14 protein-coding genes are annotated in these 24511 nt (G+C 57.6%); 3 read left to right on the top strand and 11 right to left on the bottom strand.

Annotated elements, in window-relative coordinates:
• Positions 1-62 precede the first annotated feature (62 nt).
• The 3 genes from P1X16_RS14675 to P1X16_RS14665 form a co-directional block, all read right to left on the bottom strand.
• A complete protein-coding gene (locus P1X16_RS14675; RefSeq protein ID WP_277230378.1) occupies positions 63-4454 on the bottom strand; it encodes a CusA/CzcA family heavy metal efflux RND transporter in 4392 nt (1463 codons plus the stop codon).
• A 238-nt stretch (positions 4455-4692) separates the two neighbouring features.
• Positions 4693-5022 carry a DUF6660 family protein gene (locus tag P1X16_RS14670; protein ID WP_277230375.1) on the bottom strand — a complete coding sequence of 110 codons (330 nt, stop codon included), beginning with the start codon at positions 5020-5022 and terminating at the stop codon, positions 4693-4695.
• A 163-nt stretch (positions 5023-5185) separates the two neighbouring features.
• Positions 5186-7057 carry a serine hydrolase domain-containing protein gene (locus tag P1X16_RS14665; RefSeq protein ID WP_277230372.1) on the bottom strand — a complete coding sequence of 624 codons (1872 nt, stop codon included), beginning with the start codon at positions 7055-7057 and terminating at the stop codon, positions 5186-5188.
• Between the two features lie 153 nt (positions 7058-7210).
• Here P1X16_RS14665 and P1X16_RS14660 point away from each other — a divergent pair, with 153 nt between their 5' ends.
• Positions 7211-7741: a YfiT family bacillithiol transferase gene (locus P1X16_RS14660; protein ID WP_277230369.1), complete on the top strand. Its 531-nt coding sequence runs from the start codon at positions 7211-7213 to the stop codon at positions 7739-7741.
• 97 nt (positions 7742-7838) lie between these two features.
• The gene (locus P1X16_RS14655) at positions 7839-8969 is read left to right on the top strand and encodes a TlpA disulfide reductase family protein (RefSeq protein ID WP_277230366.1); all 1131 of its coding nucleotides are present in this window, start codon (positions 7839-7841) and stop codon (positions 8967-8969) included.
• 221 nt (positions 8970-9190) lie between these two features.
• Here the strand turns inward: P1X16_RS14655 and P1X16_RS14650 are convergent, their stop codons facing one another.
• Complete coding sequence (locus tag P1X16_RS14650) at positions 9191-10297, bottom strand: Gfo/Idh/MocA family oxidoreductase (protein ID WP_277230362.1); 1107 nt, start codon at positions 10295-10297, stop codon at positions 9191-9193.
• 379 nt (positions 10298-10676) lie between these two features.
• On the opposite strand from P1X16_RS14650, the gene P1X16_RS14645 reads away from it, so the two are divergent.
• On the top strand, positions 10677-11684 hold the full coding sequence (locus P1X16_RS14645) for an SDR family oxidoreductase (protein WP_277230359.1): 1008 nt from the start codon (positions 10677-10679) through the stop codon (positions 11682-11684).
• 381 nt (positions 11685-12065) lie between these two features.
• On the opposite strand, the gene P1X16_RS14640 is transcribed toward P1X16_RS14645, so the two are convergent.
• From P1X16_RS14640 to P1X16_RS14610, 7 genes are all read right to left on the bottom strand, one after another.
• Positions 12066-13754, bottom strand: coding sequence for a serine hydrolase (locus P1X16_RS14640; RefSeq protein ID WP_277230356.1), 1689 nt, complete (start codon positions 13752-13754; stop codon positions 12066-12068).
• Between the two features lie 125 nt (positions 13755-13879).
• The gene (locus P1X16_RS14635) at positions 13880-14254 is read right to left on the bottom strand and encodes a DUF3592 domain-containing protein (protein WP_277230354.1); all 375 of its coding nucleotides are present in this window, start codon (positions 14252-14254) and stop codon (positions 13880-13882) included.
• 1398 nt (positions 14255-15652) lie between these two features.
• Positions 15653-17083: an AAA family ATPase gene (locus P1X16_RS14630; protein ID WP_277230351.1), complete on the bottom strand. Its 1431-nt coding sequence runs from the start codon at positions 17081-17083 to the stop codon at positions 15653-15655.
• The gene (locus tag P1X16_RS14625) at positions 17040-20591 is read right to left on the bottom strand and encodes a DNA repair ATPase (protein WP_277230349.1); all 3552 of its coding nucleotides are present in this window, start codon (positions 20589-20591) and stop codon (positions 17040-17042) included. Before P1X16_RS14625 ends, P1X16_RS14630 begins: the two co-directional genes overlap by 44 nt.
• 45 nt (positions 20592-20636) lie before the next feature.
• Complete coding sequence (locus P1X16_RS14620) at positions 20637-21011, bottom strand: hypothetical protein (protein WP_277230346.1); 375 nt, start codon at positions 21009-21011, stop codon at positions 20637-20639.
• A gap of 102 nt (positions 21012-21113) precedes the next feature.
• Positions 21114-21800 (bottom strand): hypothetical protein, encoded by a 687-nt coding sequence (locus P1X16_RS14615; RefSeq protein ID WP_277230344.1) that lies wholly within the window; start codon positions 21798-21800, stop codon positions 21114-21116.
• 90 nt (positions 21801-21890) lie between these two features.
• Positions 21891-24059, bottom strand: coding sequence for a flotillin family protein (locus tag P1X16_RS14610; protein WP_277230341.1), 2169 nt, complete (start codon positions 24057-24059; stop codon positions 21891-21893).
• Between the last annotated feature and the right edge of the window lie 452 nt (positions 24060-24511).

The following is a 24511-nucleotide window of genomic DNA, read 5'->3' as shown; positions in this document are numbered from 1 at the left end:
GTATTTCATGGATGACGTTTCAACGAATTGATGGGTACATAATGGGCCTAATAGGCGGGGTGCTACTTCCCTAGCAGATACTCCAGCTCCACTACAGTTTGGTTGTGCTGAAGCAGGAGGTCTAGGTGGTCGGTGCGCACGCGCTGGGCGCGCTCCAGGTTGAGAAGGTAATCGGAGTAGGTGGTTTCGCCGGCTTTGTAGGCGCGAGTAGCCAAGCGGGTAATGACGGCGGCCTGCGGCAAGCCAACCTGCTCGAAGAAAGCTAGTTGGCGCTGCTGCTCTGTTCGGCGGATTTGTAGCTCGTCGAGGCGGGCGGCTACTTCGGCGCGGTAGCGCTGATAGGTGACGGAGGCAGTTTGTGCTTGCAGGCGGGCAGCTTGCACCCGGGCCTTTTGGGGGCCGCGCAAGATGGGTACTGCCACGCCGGCGTGTACGCTATGAAACCGGTCGGCGGGGCCATAGGTGCGGGGAGTGCTGCTTTCGGTGTAAGTGCCTCGCAACGATTGGTTGGTGTAGCCTACCACTATATCGGGCAGGCCGCGCGCTTGCTCTACCCTCGTTTCTGCTTGGCGCTCTGCCACTTGCTGTTGTAGCACCCGACCTTCCGGCGTAGCGGCTAGGGCGGCAGTGTCGGCGGGGGGCGTTGTTAGGGGCAGAGGTTGTAAAACACTGTCGGCAATGACGATAGACTGAGTTGTTTGCAGCAGGGCCTGAAGCTGGCGTTTGGCTATGCGGAAGTCGGCGCGGGCTTGGGCGAGCTGGTTTTGGGTTTCGCCTTGCTGGATAAGGGCAGTAGCGGGCTCGATGCGGGCCGTTTCGCCGGTTTTGAACCGCAGCTGAGCGGCGCGCAGAAACTCGGTGTAAACGCTGTCTTGGCTGCGCAGTACCCGGAGGCGGTGCCGGGCGTGCAGAGCCGCTTGGTAGCTGAGGCGCACTTGCCGCCGCAGTTCGGCCTGCACTTGCGCAAGTTGCAGCTCCCGGTTTACAATCTGGGTTTCGGCGAGCTGCGCCTGGGAACGGTAGTAGCTCGGCAGCGCAACCGACTGGCTGACGCTGAACACATTGTCGCGGAGGGGCGAGTTGACTTGGCCGTAGCCAGCTTGGAAGGTGGTGCGTCCTATGTCGTAGGCGGTACGGCGCACGGCGCGTTGGGCTTCTAGGGCTCGTTCGGCGGCTTGCACGGTGCCGTTGGCTTGCAGCGCCTGCTGTACTGCCTGCCCCGCCGACAACCCCGGATTCTGCTGCGCCTGACTGATGGGAGCCAGTAGTACCACAAGCAGTAGGCTAGCGCCCAAGGTAGCTACTCGGCCGGGCGCTGGCAGGGTAGGCTTGACACGTTGCAGCCGTTTTTCGAGCAGATAGTACAGCACCGGCAGCACCAGCAGGGTGAGCAGCGTGGCCGATACCAGCCCGCCAATAACCACCGTGGCCAAAGGCCGCTGCACTTCCGCCCCGGCCGAGGTAGCCAAGGCCATTGGCAGGAAGCCTAACGACGCTACAGTAGCCGTCATCAGCACTGGCCGCAGCCGGGCTTCGGTGCCCAACTTGATTCGCTCCAGCAGGTCGATGACGCCATCGGCTTTGAGCTGGTTGAACTGGCCGAGCAGCACGATGCCGTTGAGCACAGCCACGCCAAACAAAGCAATGAACCCCACTCCGGCCGAAATACTAAACGGCATGCCGCGCAGCCACAGCGCTACCACCCCACCGATAGCCGATAACGGAATAGCCGTAAAAATGAGCAGCGCCTCGCTCACCGACCGGAACGTGAAATAGAGCAGCACCAAAATTAGGAGTAAGGCTACCGGCACCGCAATACCAAGGCGTTCAGTGGCTTGGCGCAGGTTTTCGAATTGGCCGCCGTAGGTGAGGTGGTAGCCAGGTGCCAGCTTCAATTGTTGGCCAAGCGTGTTTTGCAGCTCGCCCACTACCGTTTCCACGTCGCGGCCGCGCACGTTGAAGGCCACGGTGATGTAGCGCTTGGCATCGTCGCGCTGGATTTGATTGGGACCTTCACGTAGCTCCACAGTGGCTACTTGCTCCAGGGGCACCTGTTGCCCGCCGGGCGCAGCTATAAACAACCGGCGCACGCTGTTGATGTCGGCGCGTAGGTCGGCGCGTAGGCGCAGCACCAAGTCGAAGCGCCGCTCCTGCTCGAATACTTGCCCGGCCGTTTGGCCGGCGAAGGCCGTTTGCACGGTGCGGTTCACATCATCCACGTTGAGGCCAAACTGCGCGAGGCGGTTGCGGTTTAGCTCCACCACAATTTGGGGCAGCCCCGTTACCCGCTCCACGTACACATCTTCGGCTCCGGTCACGCGGCGCGCCAAGCGGCCGGCCTGTTGGGCATAGTCGGCCAGCAAGTCCAGGTCTTCGCCGTAAATCTTGACTACCACATCTTGCTTGGCGCCGCTGATTAACTCATTGAAACGCATCTGAATAGGCTGCTGAAAGCTAAACGACATGCCAGGAATATGGCTAACGGCCGTGGCCATCTTCTCGGCTAGCTCCTCCTGGTTGTCGGCGCTGGTCCATTCCGCTTTGTCTTTCAGGATTACCATTAGGTCGGCGCCTTCCACGGGCATGGGGTCGGTGGGAATTTCGGCGGCGCCAATCTTGGTTACCACTTCCTTCACCTCTGGAAACTGTTGCCGCAAAATGCCCGCCGCTTGCTGTACCTTCTCGATGGTGTAGCTCAGGGAACTGCCAGTAAGCGTGCGGGTTTCAACGGCAAAGTCGCCTTCCCAAAGCTGCGGAATAAACTCGCCGCCCAAGGTGCGAAACAGCAGCCCCGCCCCCACCAGCAGCGCCACCGCGGCCAGCAGCACCACGGCCCGGGCCCGCAAGGCCCACGCCAGCACTGGCTGGTAGAGGCGCTGGAAAAACGTCATCATGCGGTCGGAAAAAGTTGGGCGAGAATCAGTGTGCCGACTCAACATGAGGGCCGACATCATGGGCACGTAGGTTAAGGACAGGATGAAGGCGCCGAGGATGGCAAAGGCCACCGTTTCGGCCATGGGCCGGAACATTTTGCCCTCGATACCGCCAAGCGCCAGCAAGGGCAGGTACACAATCAGGATGATGATTTCGCCGAAGGCGGCCGACGAGCGAATACGCGAGGCAGCCTGGTACGTTTCTTCGTCCATGGCTTCGGCGGGCAGTTTGTCGGTGTCGGTGGCTAGCTTGTGCAAGGCCAGCCGGTGCACAATGGCTTCCACGATGATAACGGCCCCGTCTACAATCAGCCCGAAGTCGATGGCGCCCAAACTCATCAGGTTGCCCGTTACGCCAAACAGGCACATCATGCTGATGGCAAACAACATAGCAAGCGGAATAACCGACGCTACTACCAGGCCAGCCCGCCAGTTGCCGAGAAACAGCACCAATACAAACACCACAATAAGCGCCCCCTCGGCTAGGTTGCGGCTGACGGTGGCAATGGCCCGATTGACCAGCGTGGAGCGGTCCAGAAACGGCTCTACGGTGACGCCGGCGGGCAAGCTTTTTTCGATGGTCACCATGCGCTCTTTCACGGCCTTGATGACTTCGTTGGCGTTGGCCCCTTTTAGCATCAGCACCAACCCGCCAGTTACCTCACCTTCGTCGTTGCGGGTCATGGCGCCGTAGCGCACCGCCGACCCAAAGCCCACCTGCGCCACATCGCGCACCAATACCGGCAGGCCATTGCTGGTGCTACGCACCACGATGTTACCGATGTCGGTTGGATTGGTGACTAGGCCTTCCGTGCGAATGAAGTAAGAGGTGGGGTTACGGTCGAGGTAGGCGCCGCCGGTGTTTTGGTTGTTGCGGGCCACGGCCTGGTACACTTCCTCCACCGTGACGTTGAGCGAGCGGAGCCGCTCGGGGTCCAGGGCTACTTCGTACTGTTTGAGTTGGCCGCCGAAGCTACTGACGTCGGCCACGCCGGGTGTGCCGAGCAGTTGGCGCCGCACAATCCAGTCTTGGATGGTGCGCAGGTCACTGGCCGAGTACTTGTTCTGGTAGCCCGGCTTCACGTGCACGATGTACTGGTAGATTTCGCCGAGGCCAGTGCTGACGGGCGCCATTTCGGGGCGGCCGACGCCAGGAGGTATCTGGCTTTCTGCCTCGCGCAGCCGTTCGGTTACTTGCTGCCGGGCCCAATACACGTCCACATCATCGGCGAATACGATGGTGACCACCGAGAGGCCAAAGCGAGAGAACGAACGGACTTGCTCCCGCCCCGGAATAGTAGCCACGCTTTGTTCCACCGGAAACGACACCAGCCGCTCGATGTCGTTGGCGGCCAACGAAGGCGCCACCGTGTAAACGACTACTTGGTTGGTGGTAATGTCAGGCACAGCATCAATGGGCAGCCGCAGCAGCGAGTAGCCGCCCCAGACCACCAAGACCAGGGTTAGCAGCCCGATAACCAACTTGTTGTGAATGGAAAAATAAATCAGCCGGTCGAACATAAAGGCTGGAAGTTTAGAGTCTGGATAGTGGAAACAAGCTTCGCCATACTTCTCTTAGCCGCTTCCCATGCGGGCAAGCGGAAATACGTAAGCCTCGCCGCCGGCGAAGCTTGTCAAGAAGTATAGTACACTTCTGCCCCGCCGCACCTCAGGCGCAATTCCTTCAACAAAAGGAAGCCAAGCAGCTACAGCGCACTAGTTGGAGCGCGGCACTCTTAGCAGGGTGGGTAAGAATAGTTTAGCAGGTTGCCTGCGGGGGCTGCCAGGGGGAAGTTGGCAGGTGGGCCACTAAGCCAGGCACAGGCGCGGCCGCATAGGCACGCGCCATAACGGCAACCCGACTCTTAGTGGGTAGCAGCGGCGGTACAACAGGCAGCGCAAAGCCCGGACAGCAGTGGCACTGGCACAAGGGAGGGCACCAGTCGCCCACCGAATCGGTGGGACAATGCCCCGACTGGCTAGCTGAAATACAGGTTTGCTCGGTGCCCGGACGCACTGCTTCGTCAGCACAGGCTCGACACGAGAGTACCAGAAAGTAGAGCGAGAAAAACAGAGCCAACAACCGCATCGGGGCAAAAATACGCAGCAGTTTGCATACGGGTTGGGAGCACCTACAAGATCAGGCTGACGGGCAAGCGGCAATCAAAGCCAAGGCCCTAGCATGCCCTGCTTGAGAAGGGAGGTATATAGGGCGCTTGTTGCTCGGCTATAGGGGCCGGTTTGCGTGTGCCCTACACGCCCCACATCTGCAAACTCATCCAGCCGTAGGTGGCAAATGCGGTGGCCAGCCAGCCCAAGGCGCCGTAGGTGCACAGCAGGTACCAAGCCACCACGCGGCTCCGAAATTGGCGGAAATAACGAATAGTAAGGATCAGACCCGCGAGGGTGAACACGCAGAACGCCAGCGGACTAACGCCGAGTAGCACGGTCGCTACGTTGACGCTGCCGGCCCCGGTGATGTTGCTAGCCACGCCGACAAAAGCAACCACGGTGGTGATAAGAGCCGCGGTTGCCAGTAGGGGCAGCAGCCGGGGCAGCACCTGGACGCGGGGCAGTTTGCGGCGCAAGGCGAAGATTAGCCACACCAGCCCCGCCAGAATACCCGTGATAAGCAGCAGCAAGCTAACGGCAAACAGCGCCGGCCGCAGCCACCACAAAGAGCCTGCTTCCAGCGAAAAACCATCCGAGGAAATCAGCGCACGACGGCCGTCGTGGTCGTGGGTAAGCACGATGCTGGGCACTAGGTCCTTGGGGCGGCGAAACGTGAGCGGCCCCGTGGGCAGCAGCGTATCGGCCGCACCGGCAAGGGGCTGGAGCAGCAACAGCGACCCGCGCTGCACCAACTGCTTGTCACTGAGCAGATAGTCGCCGAGGCCGGCGAGTTGGTTGCGGGGCGCTACGTTTTGGTAATGGCCTAGGTAAGGTGCCACGGCGGCCACATCGAGCGGTACGGGGCGCGGAGTAGGCGGCGTGGGTAAGTGGCGCAGCAGAAACGTGCGCACCAGTTTGTCGATGGCGCCGGTGTCTTGTTCGCCGTTGTTGGAAAGAGCATAGCCCAAGCCTAGCTCTCGGTTGTAGGCAAAAGTGGAACGGAACCCGTAGATGCCCCCACCGTGCCCCCGGAACGAAGCATTGCCTCGCCGGTTCATCAGCTGGTTAGCCAGCCCGTAGCCGGTGGGCAAACCCGCCCGCGCTCCGAGGGGGCTATGCGAAGTTTCCATCTCGCGCAGGGAAGCAGGCTGAAGCAGGGCGGTTCCGTTGGGGGCGCGGAAGTCGTGCAGGAAGAACTGCACCCAGCGCGTCATGTCCGCGGCGGAAGCACTCATGGAGCCTGCCGGGCCAGCGTAGATGGGCAGGGGCTGCAGGCGATTGTAGTGGCCGTTGTCGTAGGAGTAGCCGCGGGCCAGTTTGGGGTTGGCGGCGGGGCGCAGCTCGGCGGTGGCGTCGGGCATGCCCAGGGGGCGCAGCAGGTGCTGGGCAAGGTACTGGTCGTAGGGTTGGCCACTCAGCTTTTCGAGCAGGTAGCCCGCCACTTCGTAGCCGGGGTTGGAGTACGACATCCGCTCGCCGGGCCGCCAACGGCAGCGCAGCTCGGGCTTGAATACTTGCACAGCCGCCGCGCCACGCGGGTCGGTATCTGTGGAATTATACACGTGATTGAGGCCCATGTCGTTGAAGCCGGCGGTGTGCTCCAGCACGTGCACCACCCGCACCGGGTCGGTAGCTTCCCAGGGGTTGTCGATGGGAATTTCGGGGGCTAGCTTGCGCACTTCATCGTTGAGGCTGAGCTTGCCTTGCTCCACGAGTTGGAGCAGCCCCACCGCCACAAAGGTTTTGGTAACGGAGCCTATCCGAAACAGCGTGTGCGCCGTGACCGGCTTTTTGTTTTCTAGATCGGCGTAGCCTAGTCCTCCTTCAAACAGCACCGTGTCGTGGGCGACGAGCGTGAGCAACAGACCCGGCATGTGCTCCCGGCGCATAATGCGCTGAATGGAATCGGTGAGTTGGGCTACGGTGGTAACAGGCTGAGACACCCGCTGGGCTTGCACAGAGAAATTAGCCAGAGCCGATAGCAGCGGCAGAAGCAGAAGTAGCTTTTTCACGATAAGCAACCGAAGTATAAACCAGTATGGACGCTGGAATATAGAGGTTTACTTATTGACAAACATAGACCCTAATCGATATAAGCTCTCTAGGCTGAAAGGTGGCTCGGCTGTAATAGGCCAACTTCAGGCGTTGTTTTATGTTTGCTGCCTATGGAAAACAACCTGGTTGACTTACAGTATCCTATCGGCCGGCCGGTGCTGCCCGAAGGCCCGTTGACACCCGCTGAGCGCGCCGTTTATATCGAGCAACTGGCGGCGCTGCCGGGGCAGCTAACCGTAGCGGCTCGCAAAGCCGGAGGTGTGCGCCTGGAAAACTCCTACCGTCCCGGCGGCTGGACGGGCCGGCAAGTGCTGCACCACGTAGCCGACGTGCACATGAACTTCGACATCCGCTTCCGGCTGGCCCTCACCGAAGACAATCCCACCATCCGGCCGTTCGACATGAACGCCTGGGCTGCTCTCCCCGACATCAACGCCTCGCCCGTTACGGTGTCGTTGATGCTGCTGGAGGCTTTGCACTCGCGCTGGGTAACGCTGCTCTGGCACCTCACTGACGAGCAATGGCAGCGCACTTTCTACCACCCGCTCTATCAGCAAACCTATACGCTCGACCAAGCCCTGGTGCAGTACAGCTGGCACGGGCGCCACCACTTGGCGCATATCGAGCTGCTAAGCCGGTAGCAAGTAAATTGCTTGAGGACAGAATTTTATGTGCCTGCAAATACTATAGCACGCTATATTGAAGTTAGTTATTATTTCCACTCACTACCAACGCCTTATGAAAAAGCATTTATTCGGTTTACTGCTGTTTGCGCCGTGCCTGGCCTACGCCCAAGCGCCTCTATCCTATACCATCAAAGGCACTATGGGCAAACAGAGTGCCCCCGCTAAAATCTATCTAACGAGTGCCGGCTTGCTAATGGACTCTACCGCGCTAAAAAACGGCGCTTTCGAGTTTAAAGGAACAACCGACTTTCCGAAACAGGCGACTTTGATTGTACATCGGAATGGGAAGCCAACACTTGATTTTTTCAATTCTTCGAACCGAACTGACCTCTTTCTGGAACCGGGGCCCATTGTAGTGACCAGCCCCGATTCGCTGCCCAATGCCAAACTTACGGGCACCCAGCTGACGGCAGATTACAACAAGCTACAAGCTTCGCTGAAGCCTATTACTGATAAGATGAACGCTTTAGGAGCCGAGTACGGGAAGGCTTCGGAAGCAGAGCGAAAAACCCCGGCGTTTCAGGAGCGCATACGCACAGCAGGTCAGAATGCCTTCAAAGACGTCGTCTTACGACAAAAGGAGTTCATTAAAGCCAATCCTACTTCCTGGGTAAGCCTAAGCCTGTTGCCACAGCTAGGAATGATGGAGCCACCTCAATACGCAGAGGTCGCACCACTTTATAATGCCTTGAGTCCAACGCTCAAAAACAGCGCGCCCGGCATTCAATACGGCAAGCTGGTTCAAAACCTCAAAGACGTGGCCATTGGGGTGCAGGCACCCAACTTCAGCCAGAAAACGCCCGAGGGCAAAGTGGTTTCCCTTGCCGACTACCGTGGCAAGTATGTGCTGGTCGACTTCTGGGCTTCTTGGTGCGGCCCCTGCCGTCAGGAAAACCCCGCCGTTACGAAAGTCTACAATGCCTTTAAGAGTAAGAACTTCGATGTACTAGGAGTGTCGCTCGACGACGAAAAGGGCCGAGCCAAATGGTTGAAAGCCATTCAGGACGACAAGTTGGCTTGGACGCAGGTATCGGACTTGCGTGGTTGGGAGAACGAGGTTGCTAGGAGCTACCACGTGCAAGCCATTCCGCAAAACTTTCTGATTGACCCTACCGGTAAAATCGTGGCCGCTAACCTGAAAGGCGAAGAGCTGCAAGCAACCCTGGCCCGGCTCATCAAGTGAAGCTGACTGAAAAATGTCATCCTGAGCGGAGCGAAAGACACGGTCACGTAAGAACGGCTTGCTCTGGCGTGACAAGGTCCTTCGCTCCGCTCAGGATGACAGGCGAACAACCGAAGTGGGTTTTCTTAAGCAGCTCCACTAGCTGAAGGAATAGCTCACCAGGGTTATAACAAGTAAAGCGCAAGGCCCCGGGAATTTCAGAATTTCCGGGGCCTTGCGCTTTACTGATCAAGCTTAACGGTTTTGTGAGTTTTGGCGCTCTTGCGGGCGGCTTCCAGAATTTCTACTACCACCATGTTGTTTTCCAACGACGACAAGTCATACGGCTTGAGGGTTATTTCCTGCCTGATTACGGCCGCTAGTAAGGCAAACGGGTCGTCGTAGGGGGCTTTGCGTTCTTCAAGCCGGTGCGCTTCTTCCCGGAACTGGTCGTAGCCCTCGGCGTGGCGCACGCGCAGATCATACTTGTTGTCGGCGTAGATGGCGCCAGTTTGGCCGTAAATTTCTAGGTCTTTTCTACCGATGGGCCAGTTCCAGGAAGCTTGAATGGTGGCTTTGGCGTGGTCGTAGGTGAGCAGGATGGTGGCTTCGTCGTCTACTTTGGGGTTGTTTTCGGGTTGGAACTGTTGCGTAACGGCCGTTACGCTGGTGGGCTTCTTGCCATCTTGCAGCCAAGTCATCAGGTTGGCGCCGTAGCAGCCGAAATCTATCAGGGCCCCGCCCCCATTCTGCACCGGGTCAGTCAGCCAGTCCAGAAACTCGGCGTTGACGCCTATCTTCTTCGGGCCCCGGTGCCCGTCCCGAATTACCACTTGGCTTAGCTGGCCCACGGCACCTTTTTTCAACAGCTCGTAGGCTTGGTGATTGGTGGGGTACCAAGTGGTTTCGTAGTTGGTAAGCAATTGAATGTGGTGCTTTTTGGCTAGGGCTTCCATCTTGCGGGCGTGGTCGAGGCTAACGGCCAAGGGTTTTTCCACCATCACATGAATACCCTTGGGGGCGCAGGTTTGCACCACCGCCAGATGCTCGTAAATGGTGCCAAACGCTGTAACGGCCTCGGGCTTGGTGGCCGCAATCATTTCGTCCATGGTATTGAACACGATGCTCATGGAGTAGCCGTGCTGCTGCGCGTAGCGCTGCGCCAAGTCGCGGTTCGGCTCCACTATCCCGACCACCTGGATGTCGTTGCGGTTTTTCAGGCTCAATATTCCGTGTACGTGGGTGTGGGTCAGGCCGACCACTCCCACACGCAAGGGAGCTTTTTGCGCGAAAGAGACAACTGAGCTTAGCAGCATCAGGCAGATAGACAGCAGGGATGTAAACGTCATGCTACCGGGAGTTGGGACGGGTTTCTAGAATCAACATTACGGGTTTTTATGGTCCCGCACCCGCGGAAGAACCAGCCGCCGCTCTGGGCAGTGGTGCTAAGACCAAATGGCTGCGAGCTATGGTTGTTCGGTCACTTACGCAGGACAGAAAATTGGGCTCTGGGCTTTTCTTGACAAAGGCCAATAAAGAAAGTCAGGAGAGTATACGATATGCTTAACCTAGTCTGGCATACGTCAAGCTTGCTCAGCTATACAGTTCAATTGCCTGAAAGTTAAAGTCCTACCACTAGCTGAACCGTCGTGCAATCCTCCTATAGAGTTAGGCTAACTAAAACGCAAAGGCCTCGTTTCATAAAAACTGAAACGCCCTTTACAACCCATGAAAGACGAAACCACACTTAGCCGCCGCCAAATAATTAGTGGCTTAGGAGCCAGCTTAGCAGTTGCCGCCGTAAGCCCCGTACTATCCGTCGATGCCGCCACTAACGCCGCTGATGCGGCCGCCGAACCTTTGAAAGACCCCAACACCGCCTACCCCAAGCCTCCGTTCAAAAGTCAGTCGCAGCCTTGGCCGGGGCTCGCCAGCAAAATGGAGCCTCTGCCCGACCACGGCGAGAAAAGCTACAAAGGCTCGGGCCGCCTGAAAGGCCGCAAAGCCCTCATTACGGGTGGCGACTCCGGCATGGGCCGCGCCGCCGCCATTGCCTACGCCCGCGAAGGCGCCGACGTGGCCATCAACTACCTGCCCGCCGAGGAAGCCGATGCCAAAGAAGTGGTAGCCCTCATCAAGGCCGCCGGCCAAAAAGCCGTAGCCATTCCCGGCGACCTGCGCGACGAAGCCTTCTGCAAGAAACTAGTCGACGAGGCCGTGCGCCAGCTCGGCGGCCTAGACATCCTGGTCAGCAACGCGGCGCGGCAACAGCAGCACCAGTCCATCATGGACCTGTCCAGCGAAGACTTCGACGCGACGATGAAAACCAACATCTACGCCCCGTTTTGGATTATCAAGGCGGCACTGCCCCACCTCCAGCCCGGCTCCACCATCATCGGTACCACTTCCGAGCAGGCCACCGACCCCTCCGCCGACCTCTACGACTACGCCCAAACCAAGGCAGCCACCACCAGTTACGTCCGCTCCCTGGCCAAGCAGCTTGCCCCAAAAGGCATCCGCGTGAACGGTGTAGCGCCCGGCCCCATCTGGACGCCTCTGCAAGTGAGCGGCGGCGCTACGCAAGAAAAGCTGCAGAAATTCGGTGGCGATACCCCCATGAAGCGGCCAGGACAGCCAGCCGAGCTAGCCTCTATCTACGTGCAGCTAGCCGACCCAATGGCGAGCTACGCTACCGGTCAGGTCTACGGAGCCACTGGCGGCGGCGGCCAGCCGTAATGATATCAACTCTGCCGTAGAAACGGCAAAGAGTAAGTATGCAAAACGCCCCAGCAGTTGCCGGGGCGTTTTTCTTGTTAGTCAGCTCCTAACACAAGCAAGGTACATCAGAACACTGCTTACAACCCCAGCGGCACTAAGCATCATCCCAGTGACAAACCAATCCTCGATAGGCAGAAAAAGCAGTATGTCCCGGCGGCGACACCGAAAGTCAGATAGATTTCGTGCTCACCCATAGGTAGAAGCTTGGGTATTCACTTACTCTCGGTAGCACGCGGCTGGCGCCTAGCTTGCGCAAGTTGTCGCGGAAGGCTTGCTTATTGCGCAGCCTGTATTGGTTGCGGGGAACAAGGTTCGTTTGCGCTGGGGTTATTGGCTTGTTTACTTATTGGCTACCGTCAGAATAGAGTTGATATTTCCTTTGCCGTCGTCTTGAGTGTTGGGATTGGCGGGGTCGGTTTGCCAGTTGCCATCCACCACAATCTTGTAGTGGTAGGTGCCTTTGGGCAATTGCAAAGTGCAGCGCCACTCGTTGCCTTCTTTTAGAAACAAGGTGTGCAGGGGCTGCCAGTTGTTGAAGTTGCCAGCCAGTGTAATCAGGCGGGCCGTTGGGAAGCCAGGCAGCCGGAGCGTTACGTTGCCTTTGGTGGGTTCGGTAAGTTGGGTAAGAATATGTTGGGCAGCTTGGTCGTCGGGTTTCATGGCTACATAGCGGCTTAAAGCAGTTTTGGCCTTAAGACGGTCGTTCTGTTTTAGGCGTGCGAAGGCATTAGCTTTCACCATATCAGCCGACTGCGGGTAGTACGTGCTACCTAGTTCCAGCAGTTCAACTGCCTGGGCAATTTGCGGGGTATTGCTTAGCTCATCGGCCATTCGAAGCAGATCTTCTTCCGACAATTGGGCCGTGCCGAGTCGGGTACTGCCACTGGCCTTGGTATCTAGAAAAGGCTTCGCTGAGGCTATAACGCCTTGTTTCAGAAGAGTGCGGCTAACCTGAACGAACGGACTCCGATAGGGCTCGTAGTAGAGGAAATCTGCTATATCGCGCACTGGCAGCCCCAACGCCCGGCTTGGCACGTCTGATACGATGCTTAGGCCATTGCGGCTGTTGGTGAAGTACACCACGCCCTCTTTGCGGGCCCGCGATACGTAGACGAAACAACGAAAGTCGCCGTTGTCGCCCCAGTGCCAGAACCCTTCGTTGCCGGCTTGTTGCGCCAGCCCAATACCTAGTCCCCACCGGATGGTGGGCGAGGCCTGAAGGGTGTCGTCGAGAGTGCGTTTGGGAGTAGATAGAGGGCGGAAGATAGCCTGCGCAGTGGCGGGTTTCAGGCCTTGGCCGGTAAGCAGGGCCACCATAAACCGTCCGTAGTCGGCGGCCGTAGTCATAAGCGAAAAGGCCGCGTTGGATTCGCTGTATCGACTGAGGGCGGTTGGTTGACCAAAGCGGTTGTGCGGCGTAGCGTGGTTGGCCTCAAATGCCGGTTGCCAGCGGTAGCTGCTGCGGCTCATACCCAAGGGGCGAAACACGTATTGTTGCGCCAGTTCGTCCAGCTCTTTGCCTGTGATGGTTGTCACCACGCCTTGCAAGTACACAAAGCCTTCGCCCGAGTAGCCAAACCGGGTGCCAGGGTCGAAGAGAAAATTAAGTTGTCCGCTGCGCCAATTGGGCAGGCCGGTTTGGTGGCTCAACACCATTCGCGCCGTAATGCGTTTGTGCCGTTCGTCGTGCTCGATGGCCCGAAATGGTACGTACTGATACAGGGGCTTGTCAAGGTTGATTTTGCCTTCGTCAGCCAGCTTCAGCACCAGATAAGCAAACAGGCACTTGCTGAGCGAGGCCGCCGAGAAAACAGTATTCTCATCAACGCGCTCCGGCTTTCCAGCTTCCCGCACCCCGACGCCCTTGGACCAGACCACGCCTTTTTGGTTGATAACGGCCACCGACAAGCCCGGTATCCCAGCACTATCGATAAGAGTTGTCAGTTCTGAATCGGGCAACGCCGCTTTTTGTGCTTGCAGGAGTTGAGGCAGGAAAAGCAGCAGGAAGGCAAGGAATTTCAGTTTCATTGCGGTTGGGTCGGCTTGTCGACAATTTCGAATTTAATTCGTGTAAGATGTCACTTAGCTCACCCGCATTAAAACCTCTGGTTTCGTGAGCACCTGGCCGGAGTATTCCTGAACTCTTCGCTTTCTTACAACAAGAAATCTAAGCCGGTAACAACAATAAAGGCTTCAGGAGCAGCTGGCAAAAACCGTACTTCCACTTTTTGTCCCTTCCTAAAACCGGGTCCTTTAGTATACTCCTGGCAGCGCAAAGTCACCTGACGCCCCTGCGGTGTCTTGAAGCGTACTATTGGATACTCATGGAAGAAGCTGGGCCATGCTGTTTCCACCGCTACAATAGTACCTTCTGCTACTACCCCGCGCTTCAATATGGTTATCCTGTTTTGAAAGGTAATTCGTGTGTCTTTTGTGTAATACAGATTTACCGAAACAACAATAACGCCTATAGCAATAATAAGCAGTAGGATAACAGTGAAGAGGATAGCAACCAAGTTGTCAAACATTTCATAAAGCCTACTCCCGCCTCAATACCTCCCGAATCCCGCTTAACCCACCGGCGATGCTTTCGAGCTTATCGAGCATCTGCAGGAGATGGCCGGCGCCAGAGTTGCACAGGTTGTCGCGGAAGATAGGTTTTCAGTTAGAGTATCGCATAGAGTAAGATTGTCACCAAACCAAGCAAGCCTGCGCCAAAGCCTAGCACTCGGTAGATCCATATTTCCGTTTCAGTAAATAGTGGAACCAGAAATTTTGTTGGATCAACAGGATCGTAAAGTATTTGCATCTGCTCGCCTACTCTATAGCCGTTTCGCCTTTTGCTATGGTAGTAGCAAGCCGTAATTGTTTCTTGCTTCCGCGTTTGAAAGCGAAAGACAGGATAATAGGTGCGCCTATCGGAGTGCGGGTTGTCTTCTAGCCAAACGATGGTAGCAGTGGCTTCAGTACCATTGATAAGTAGGGTTTGTCGTTTCTGACTCAGGCTGCCAGACCTGAATAGAAACAACCCGCCTATTAGCAACAAACACAACGCGGCTTGCAGGTCAGAAGGTATAGTTGGAATAGTCACAGAAGTGGATCATGGTGCTCTTTGAAGCTTTTGTGGGCTTCTTGCCTGCCGCAATACTGATAATTTCAAGACTGGAAGATTCCACCTACTATGAATACTACGCCCATAGTCATAAAGAGAAAGGGCAAGGTGCTGTGTTCATTAGTGTCAAGCACAAAATCCTGCGGATTATTAGGATTGTAGTACACAGCCGCTGACGTTTCCACCATAGCCTCAGTCCCAAAAGAGTACTAAGCAGCCGATAATAATTATGGGATACGCGCTCTACTGGTGCTTGCATAAGCAGACATAATTTCAGTTACTCCCGTTTCAGCACCTCCCGAACTCCCCTCAAGCCCCCTGCAATACACTCCAGCTTGTCAAGCCTCAAGAAGAACTGGCCGACAGCGGAGTTGCGGAAGTTAGAGAGCTAAGTAGATAGCTTAAGCATTGATGTACTGAACAACTCCATAGGCAGTGAGCCCAGTACCAATTAATGCGAATAGCCAAAGCAGGAAACTAGAACTATCGGAATTGATAATGAAGCAGGTAGGATTGGAGGGGTCAAACCGGAGTTGAACAGTATCACCTTCATTGAAGCTAGCTGGGTTAGTGCCTATATCATAACGAGCTGTTATCCATTCCTACTGCGGCGTTAGAAAGCGAACTACTGGGTAATAGCAGGGCTTGCGGTGACCTTCACGCTCTACCCGAATAACCACGCCCTCGGTGGCAACACCGCTTTTGTTGAGCCTAACTCTCTGCTGAAGCTTGGTTAGAGCAACAAACAAAAAGCTTAGTCCCACTACCATTACTGTAAGAAATTCATTGTCGGTATGATCTAGCCCAAACATAGTTACTCTCGTTTCAGCACTTCCCGAATACCACTCAAGCCCCCAGCAATGTTTTCCAGCTTATCCAGCATCTGCAGGAGCTGGCCGGCGCCGGAGTTGCGCAGGTTGTCGCGGAAGGTGGCCTTGATTTCCTGCCAGCGGGTGTCTTCGGCGGGGGTGAGCCAGCCGAGCAGCTCGCGTAGCTTGAGCAAGTTGGCTTCGGTGGCGCTGGTTAGGGTTTGGGCTTCGCTCTCGTAGTGGGCGGCTAGCAGGTCGGTTATTTCCTGGTCGTTCATGACGGGGCGCACTTTCTCGGCCAGCTTGTTCATGTTGCGGTACGAGCCCTGCAGCTTGAACGGCGGCTCGGTGCGGTAGGCGTCGGCTTGGGCGGCGCTGGCAATGTAGGCGGCATTCACGCGGGCCACCACGTCGCGCAGGCGCAGCAGCTTCTGGAGCACCGCCACGTACTCGTTCAGTTCCTCGGGCGTATGGTTACCCTCGAACGAGACGCCCTCCGACTGGCCGGTTTCGGCGAGGCGAATGAGGGCGGGCACGTCCTGCGGGCTCTGGGTGGCGAGGCGAGCCAGGGCAGTATTGCTGGTGAGGGCATTTTCGAGGTACGAGAGGCGGAAAGCTTCTTCGGAGCCGGCCGTGAGAATGTCGCCGAGGTTGTAGATGTCGGCGCGGTTGGCTAGCATGTCGGGCAGCTGGAATACGTCGCCGCTTTCGGTGTAGGGGTTGCCGGCCATTACCACGGCTACCTTGCGGCCGCGGAAGTCGTAGGTGCGGGTGCGGCCCTGGTACACACCCTCGATCTTGCGCTGCGCGTCGCAGAGCGAAATGAATTTCTGCAAAAACTCGGGGTGGCAGTGCTGGATGTCGTCGACGTAAATCATCACGTTGTCGCCCATTTCGAAGGCCAGGTTCAGCTTTTCCAGCTCCTGCCGCGCCCCGGCGTTCGGCGCCTGCGCTGGGTCCACGCTGGTTACGGCGTGCCCGATGGCCGGACCGTTGATCTTCATAAAGATGAGGCCGAGGCGGTTAGCCACGTACTCCATGAGGGTAGTTTTGCCGTAGCCGGGCGGCGAAATCAGCAGCAGCAAGCCCATCAGGTCGGTGCGCTTGCCTTCCCCGGCCGCGCCAATCTGTTTGGCTAGGTTGGCACCGATAAGAGGCAAGTACACCTTGTCGATGAGCTGGTTGCGCACAAACGAAGTCAGCACGCGAGGGCGGAAGTCTTCGAGCCGCAGTTCGTGGGTGGCCTGCGCGAGCAACTGCTTCTTGGTTTCCTGGAACGCCTCGAACTGCGGCACCGTGGTGCGGTCGTAGTGCAGCAGGCGGCGGCGGAAATTGGGGAAGTCGAGGTAGTAGGTGGGCGCGGCGGCCTTACCGTCTGGGATGTTGGGCGTGTCAGGGGTGATGATACGCGGGTGGGCGCCCTGGAAGCCAGCCAACGTTTCGCGCAGGGGTGTGCACCACGCGGGCCGGGTCGTAGGTGTCGGTGACCAGCAGTACGGCGGTTTCGGGGCAGAAATCGGTGAGCGAACCAGCCGCGGGTACCTGACGCAAATACGCCTGTAGCCACTGCCGAACCAAAGCCAGCTGCGCCGCCGGCTGGTCGCGCAAGCCCGTCGCCGACTGCTGAAACAGCTCGGTAGCCTGCCGCTCCTGCAACGACTTCTGGAACTGCTGGTACAGCTCGGCGGCTTCAGCGGCAATGATGAAGCTGCCGGTGTGCGTCAGCTCATGAAACAGGTAGTCGCCGGCTTCGGCCACTTGGTCGGGCGTGAAGAGGCTAGTTTGCTGGGCAAAGGCCTCGACGGCGGTTTGCAGCTCGGTTTTGAGCGTATCGAACTCTTGCGAATCGGGGAAGACTTGCAGCAGCACCCCAATGCCCTGTAACTGCCGCTCCCAATGGGCGCGCTGGTCGGGGTGGCAGAAGCGGAGCCAGAACAGGCTGGCTGCGGCGCGAGTCTCGGCCGGATAGCGCAGCAAGTCGGCGGTGCGGGTGAGGCGCACCAGGGCCGTGAGCAGCAGGGCGGCGTCGTGGTCATGCACGCCTTTGAGGTAGCCTTCGGCGTAGCGCGAGGCCATGAACTGTTGCACATAGGCTAGCAACTCCGGCTGGCTGAGGTGCGAGAGTTCGGCTACGGACAGCACGGCGGCACGGCCTGCTTCGGGGTTGGCTGGCGTGGGGTGCTGCGCGGCTTGCAGCAGGCGCCAGGCCAGAAACTCGGCCCGGTACACATCCTCATTTTCTGATACCACGGTTTGCTCCCACACCGGGCGGGCCGAGAGCAGCGCCGAGTCGGTTATCTTCTGGAAGAAGTTGGTGCCGGTAAGGTGGTAGTGCAGGTCGCCGTCGCGAAGCACCACTGTCAGGTCAAGCGGTTGGTTGTTCACGGTGAAGGCGTGGGAACCGAACTTCAAGGTCTGGCCGCCGTCGGCGTAGAGGTCGGCCCGGTCGCGGAGCTGGCGCACGGCATCTTCGCGCAGCGTTTTCAGGCGCGACTGCACATCGTCGGCCTTCACGGCGTCGCCGAGTTTACGCAGCTCTTCCATGGTGCCGCGCACTTTCTCCACCATCAAGTCGGCGGCGAAATAGCCATTGATGTCAGCCACCGATTCTAGACGACCGAGGCGAGTTTGCACGGCTTTCAATAGCCGCTCGGCGCTTTGCAGCAAAGCCGTAGCGCGCTGGTTGCGGGCTGCCACCAAGGCCACTTTCTTGCTCTCGAAGGCCTCGTACACTTGTTCGCGCTTGGTGGCGAGCTGGCTCAGGAACTGGTCGAAATCCGGGAATTTGCCTTCCAGCTCTTCTAGCTGCACCATGAGCTTGGTTAGGTACTCATCGCACTTGGTGGGGACGTCGGCTAGGTCGAGGTAGTTGGTGAGGGCTTGGTCGAGCAGCTTGAGCTGCGCCGTGAATTCGGCCTGTGCCTCGGTGCCCGCCAGCGCCTGCCGCCGCCGTTTCAGCGCCGCCCGAATCTGGTTGAAGCGCGCATATACCACCGAGATGTTGTCGATGATGGCCGTGGTCTGGGTCGGGTCCGGAATAGGCAGGTTGCCGACCACCTCAATCAGCAACTCTAGCTCCTGGGCAATGGCGGCCGTTTCCTGCTCGCGCTGGTCGGCCTCCACGGTTTTCTGCACCTGCGCCACGCCTTCTTCTATGGCCTGCACGCGGGTGGCATAGGGCGCCAGCGCGTCGGGCTTCAGCAGGAATTCTACGGTGTGGGTGGCTACCTCTTTGCTCAGCGTTTCGAGGGTGGCGGCGTGAGCTTCCACGGCGGGCAGCTCCACGTAGCGCAGCTCTTTCAAGGAAATCACCTCGCCGCGCACGGCCCGCAGCTCACCAAGCAGCTGTACAAACTCCGTTACGGTGTCGGGTGCGGCGCGGCGGATACGGCCGGCCAGGTCGTCGGCTTTTTGAAAGACGGTTTGGGTTTGCTGGCTGGTGTTTTTGCGGATGCTCTGCACCTTCTCGAACTCGGCCACCGCCGCCGAAGCCGTCTGCCGGATTTCCGTCAGCGGCTCGGCCAGGGCTTGGGCAGCGGTTTCGCGCAGCCAGTGGTAGGAGTCGGTGAGGGCCGTGGTCTGGCGGATTAGGTCGAGGTAGAGACCGGCGTAGCTGTCGTCTTTGCCGGTGAGGGTCAAGACTTCCTGCACCTCACTCATGGCCCGCACTATCTCCTTGTTACCGAGCTTGTAGAGGTATGAATCGGAGGTGACGGGTAGTTGGAAGTCGGGACCGGTGTAGGGCGTCTGCCAGATTTGTACGGCGTGGTGCTTCTTAGGCTCATCGTCGGCGCGGAAGTAGCACAGTTCCCCGTTCTCGAACAGCGCGTAGCCGTGGCACACAATCGGGTTGTCGACGCGCTGGGCAATGCGGTTGTAGCTGAGTAGCAAGTAGGCGCCACTCTCCCGGTTGTAGAACACGTACAGGAAATCCTCTCCGTTGGGTGAGGCCAGCCGCTTCTCGAACAGCATGTCGCGCAAGCCGTTGTCGAACAGCTTGTTGTCGCCGGTTTGCAGGTAGAAGCCGTGCGGAAAAATCAGCCCTTGCCCGTCAGGCAGCAGCACGCAGGCATCGGCCAAGGCATCGAGCCGCTGCGCCTGTTGCAGCCGGTGGTTGAAAATGAAGTAGCGGTACTGCTGCTCCTGGTACGGTCGAATCTTGAGCAGGATCAGGTTGCCAATTACCGCATAGTAGATTTCCGAGTCATCTAGCGTCTGGTCTTTGTTGTCGACTGGCTCGCTCAGGATGCCCTGCCCGGTGGCGGTATTGTCTTCCACCTTGATGGTCAGGTCGCCGCCGATGGTTTCCACAAACACCTTATCCTCGATGCTGACGTGCGGGTGTTTGCCGCCGCGCTGCATGTCCCGGGTGGCGCGCTTCCACTGAAACTCGTGTTGCGGCGGGAAGGTGTACTCGTGGTCGGAGCGGTTGTCGAGGTAGGTAAGCGTGTCGCCCTGCAGCAGCCACTTAAACGTCTTCACGTCGGTGGCACTCTTGCCGATGCGGAACACCATGAATAGGTGGGTCCCGATCTGCGCAAACTTTACGAACTGCGTGTTCTTGTAGTAGCGGTACAGGTTGCGAAACTCCTCTAGAAACTGCGGGGTCTGCAACAGCTCCAGCCCCTGCGGCCGGAAGTCGTGTTCGGCATACTCGTACACCCCAAACACATCAGCCAAATCCGGCTCCGCCTTCAGCCCCAACACCACGTTATACCCAAACAGGAAGCGGCGCCCCACCGGTACCATGTCCCACGGCACGCAATTGTTGTCGGTGGTGATGCGGCCCGTACCAAGCAAGCGCGTATCCACGGCCCCAAACACCTGCTTGCGCTCGGTGTTCAGCGCGTCCAGCCGCTGGCGCAGGTCCGCACTACTTTTCTGCAAGCGGTTGCGCAGGATTTCGTAGGTGCCGGTTTCGAGTTGGGTAGCTTGAGCTTCCATAGGAGGGCAAGGCACAAACCCTTGCCAGGAGAAAAGAACTGCTTATTACTTGGTTGAGGGCCGCAACGTGGCCTTCAGGATAGCACTGGACGGATCGGCTCTAGAATAGATGACAGCGGTAGTATCGCCTTTGGCGTGGGTGCGCAGAAAGCTTCTGGTCACCCTGGCTCTGAGAGAATATTCGGCGCTGCCAACGGTATACTGCACGGTTACGCGCCGGCCCTTGTGGGTTCTCACCCGGGTAATGATGCCCGTGACATACCCCGGGTTTTTCAGAATTAACGCCCGCTTTTCGGCCCTATCCTTTTTAACGAAGTAGACGACCCCCGCAAAGAAGGCAATACCGAGAACCAGCCCGAGGACGAGGCTTATTATTTGCCGGGTTGTAGTTGGCGGAGTGCTAGAATTGGGTGCTTGCATGAACGTACAACAAGGAGTGAAGCCTGGCTTTCCTTCTGAGCTGAGGCGGAGCTAGGGTGGTTGAATAGAGTAGAACTGAGGTAGGCGGTAAGACAGCTGTGGCTACTCAGTGGTATGCACGCTGTCGATGACGCAGCGGCCTTTTTCTTGTTTGACGTAGAAGATCCAGCTGAAATTTTCTTCTCCAAGTGAGGATAATTGCAGGCGGTAGGCTTGGGTGCCGGGTTTGAGGCCAGCAGGCTGGTACGCCGTCAGCTTACTGATGTCTTCGCGTTGATAGATGTCTTGCGTATGGATCACCTCGTCGGAGTCAAAGCCTTCGAGCAACCCTTCCGTCACTTTCTCGGCTTCCAGCTCCTGCCCGCGTTTCAGGATGGAGGCCTGTTTAGCAGCCAGGTAGCTGGCAGAGAAATAGCCGGAGCGCCGAAGCGTATCGATGTATACAGCCAACTTAGAGTGGTTTAGCTGCATGTAGTTCGTGGAACTGATATTACTGCGGGGAATTTTGGCCAACGTAGCGGCATCTTCGTCGCCGGTGAGCGGTATGTTGATGAAATCCGTGGTAGTGTCGAACTCTGCGGTATACCGTCGATGATACCAGCGCAGGAACCCTTGCATACGCTCCAAGCAAGGCGGCGCAGCGGCAGGAGCAGGTGGTTGGTCGGCCGCGCCTGGGCTAGTAGCCGCTTCCTCTTGGTGTGACTTGCTGGAATCAGGTGAGTTGCAGCTAGCCAACAGCACAGCTAATGGTATGTGCAGTAAGGAAAGTGTCGTAGGGCGTAAAAGCATGTAGAGTGACTCTGTTAGAACTGAAAACTAGCTCCCCTCCTCATCTGAGGGGAGCTAGTTACTAATCCTTGCTTGAAGGGTAGTCACCCCTTACTTCAGCTCCAACATCTTTACTGGCTTGTCGCCGATACCTAAAGCCTGCGCGGTGCTGGATAGTTGCGTGATGGTGCTGCGGGTGGCATCGTCGCCGGCTTTGTTCATCAGCTTCAGGAGCAGGGCCGAGACACTGAGGTTTTTCATATCCTCGGAGCTGAGGCCGAACTGGTCGATGAAGCGGCGGAGGTTGGACTTGAAGTCGCCGCCCCCGTCGAGGGAGAAGAAGGCGTCTTTCACGGTGCCGAGTACCTCGGAGTTGTGCACGGCGCGGTCCACCATCTTGCCTTTGGTTATCGAGCCGATAATCTGGTCGAAGAACATCGTCTCGCCACCCACGATGTCGATTTTGGCGGCTTTGAGGGCTTCGCCAATAACATCGGCCTGCGAGGCGGCAATGTCTTTCTGGATGCTGATTTGGGCCAGCTCCACCGACTTCTCTTTGTCGAGGCGCAGCTTGAATTCCTCGTGGTCTTTGCCCACCCCGTCGAGCTTCTTCATAGCGTCGGCCTTGGCTTCGATGCCTTTGGCTTCCACCGCAAACTTCTGCTCCGAAACGGCCGCTTCGGCGAGGCCTTTCTTCTGGTCGGCATCGGCGCGGGCCTGGATGATGTCGGCGTCGGCGAGGCCTTTTTCGCGGTTCACTTTGGCCGCTACCAGGCCAAGCTTTTCGTCGGCTTCGGCTTGAGCACCGGCTTTGGCCTGGATGGCTTGGGCTTCGGCGGAGGCAGTGAGTTGAAGCACGTTGGCTTCGGTTTCGCCTTCTTTCTGGCGGGCAGTGGCTTTGGCTTGCATCACCTGCGCTTCAGCCAGACCAACGGCCGTAGCCTTGCTGGCTTCGGCTTCGGCCAGTGTGCGAATGGCTTGGCCCTTGAACTCAGCGGCGGCTTTCTCGGCTTCGGCATCAATGAGGGCCTGCTTGGCGCGGAACTCAGCGGCCTGGCGCTCCATGTCGGCGTTGCCCACAAGGGCCACGGTAGCGGCTTCGGCTTGCTGCTTGGCGGCCGTAACGGCTACCAGTTTTTCACGGTCGGCTTGGGCTTGGGCGCGGGTGTCTTTGATTTTCTCTTCTTCCTGAACGGTGGCTTTTTCCACTACTATACGCTCGCGGATAATGGTCTGAATGTTCTTCTTCTCTTCTTCCAGCGCCTTTTCTTTTTCGATTTGGGCTAGGGCTACAATCCGTTCCCGCTCGTTGGCTTCCAGCGCTTTGGCTTGGGCTACTCGCTCGGTTTCCACAGCGTCGGTGCGCTGCTTGTTGCGCTCGGCTACCAGCACCTGCCGGTCGCGGTTCTGCTGCGCAATGCCCACCTCCTCTTCGGTAGCAATGCGGGCCTTTTCCGACTTCAGCTTTTCTTCCTGCTGCACTTTCTCGGTTTCGGCCAGCTCGCGGGCTTTGATGTTGGCTATTTCGCGCTTCTGCTTTTCCTGGTTTTCGATAAGCTGCTTGTCGAGCTGCAGGATGGTTTCTTGAGCCTCCACGTCCTGCTTCTTGATGGTTTTCTGCATCTCGCGAGCAATGGAATTGGCCTGAATCTTCTGCTCCGAGGTCAGGGCCACAATCTTCTTGATGCCTTCGGCGTCCAGAATGTTGTCTTGGTTGAGCGAGGACAGCGGGGTTTGTTCTAAGTAGTCGATGGCGCAGTCGTCGAGCACGTAGCCGTTGAGGTCGGTGCCGATGATGCGCAGGATTTCCTGTTTGAACTGCTCACGCGAGTTGTAGAGCTCGATAAAGTCGAACTGCTTGCCCACCGTTTTCAGAGCTTCCGAGAATTTGGCGTCGAAGAGGTTTTCCAGGGCCATAGGGTCGGAGGCGCGGCGGCAACCGATACTTTGGGCTACTTGCACCACGTCGTCGTGGGTTTTGTTGACGCGCACGAAGAAGTTCACTTTCACGTCGGCCCGCAGGTTGTCTTTGCAAACGAGGCCTTCGGAACCGGCCCGCGAAATAACCATGTTTTTGAGGGTGATGTCCATCACCTCTAGCTTGTGCAGCACCGGCACCACAAAGATGCCGCTAAACGACACCTTGGTATCACCAAGACCAGTGCGTACCATCGCCTCACCTTGCACAGCTTTCTGGTACATTTTCACCACAATGGCAATCAAGCCAAGCAGCAGCACGGCGACAATGACAATCACCGCCAGGGATAGTTGTTCTAACATGGAAGTAAGAAGTAAGAGTAAATTCAAACAGGAGAAAGTATAAAGCAAAAAAGAACAGGCCTAGAAAAGATACTATTTCGCATCCTACTACAAAGGAAGCTGAATAGTCGGGTTAAGTTGATGCAAGGCCTGTAAAAAGTTGAGCTTGTTGGCAAGACGAATTTCAAGTGAAAGCCGGTGAACAGAGTGGCGCTCTTATAGCAGCTTAGATGTAGAGACGCAACACTTCGTGTCTTGGCATTGAATAGTCAGCACGGTTACGTGTGAACCATACATAATTGCAGCTCAACTTAATCCAGGTCGTCATGCTGAGCTTGCCGAAGCATCTCGCGTGCTGATGTAGGAGTGGTATATACCACACTAGCGAGATGCTTCGACTGCGCTCAGCATGACGGTTTTCTTGGTTGTACTCATACAAAGTAGTCCCGCCTAACAACCTCAGCAACGAGCAG

Origin of the sequence: Hymenobacter sp. YC55 (genome assembly GCF_029433095.1) — a bacterium.
GTDB lineage: Bacteria > Bacteroidota > Bacteroidia > Cytophagales > Hymenobacteraceae > Hymenobacter.
Note: the sequence above shows the minus strand (reverse complement) of the source record. Positions and strands in the feature narration are given on the sequence as shown.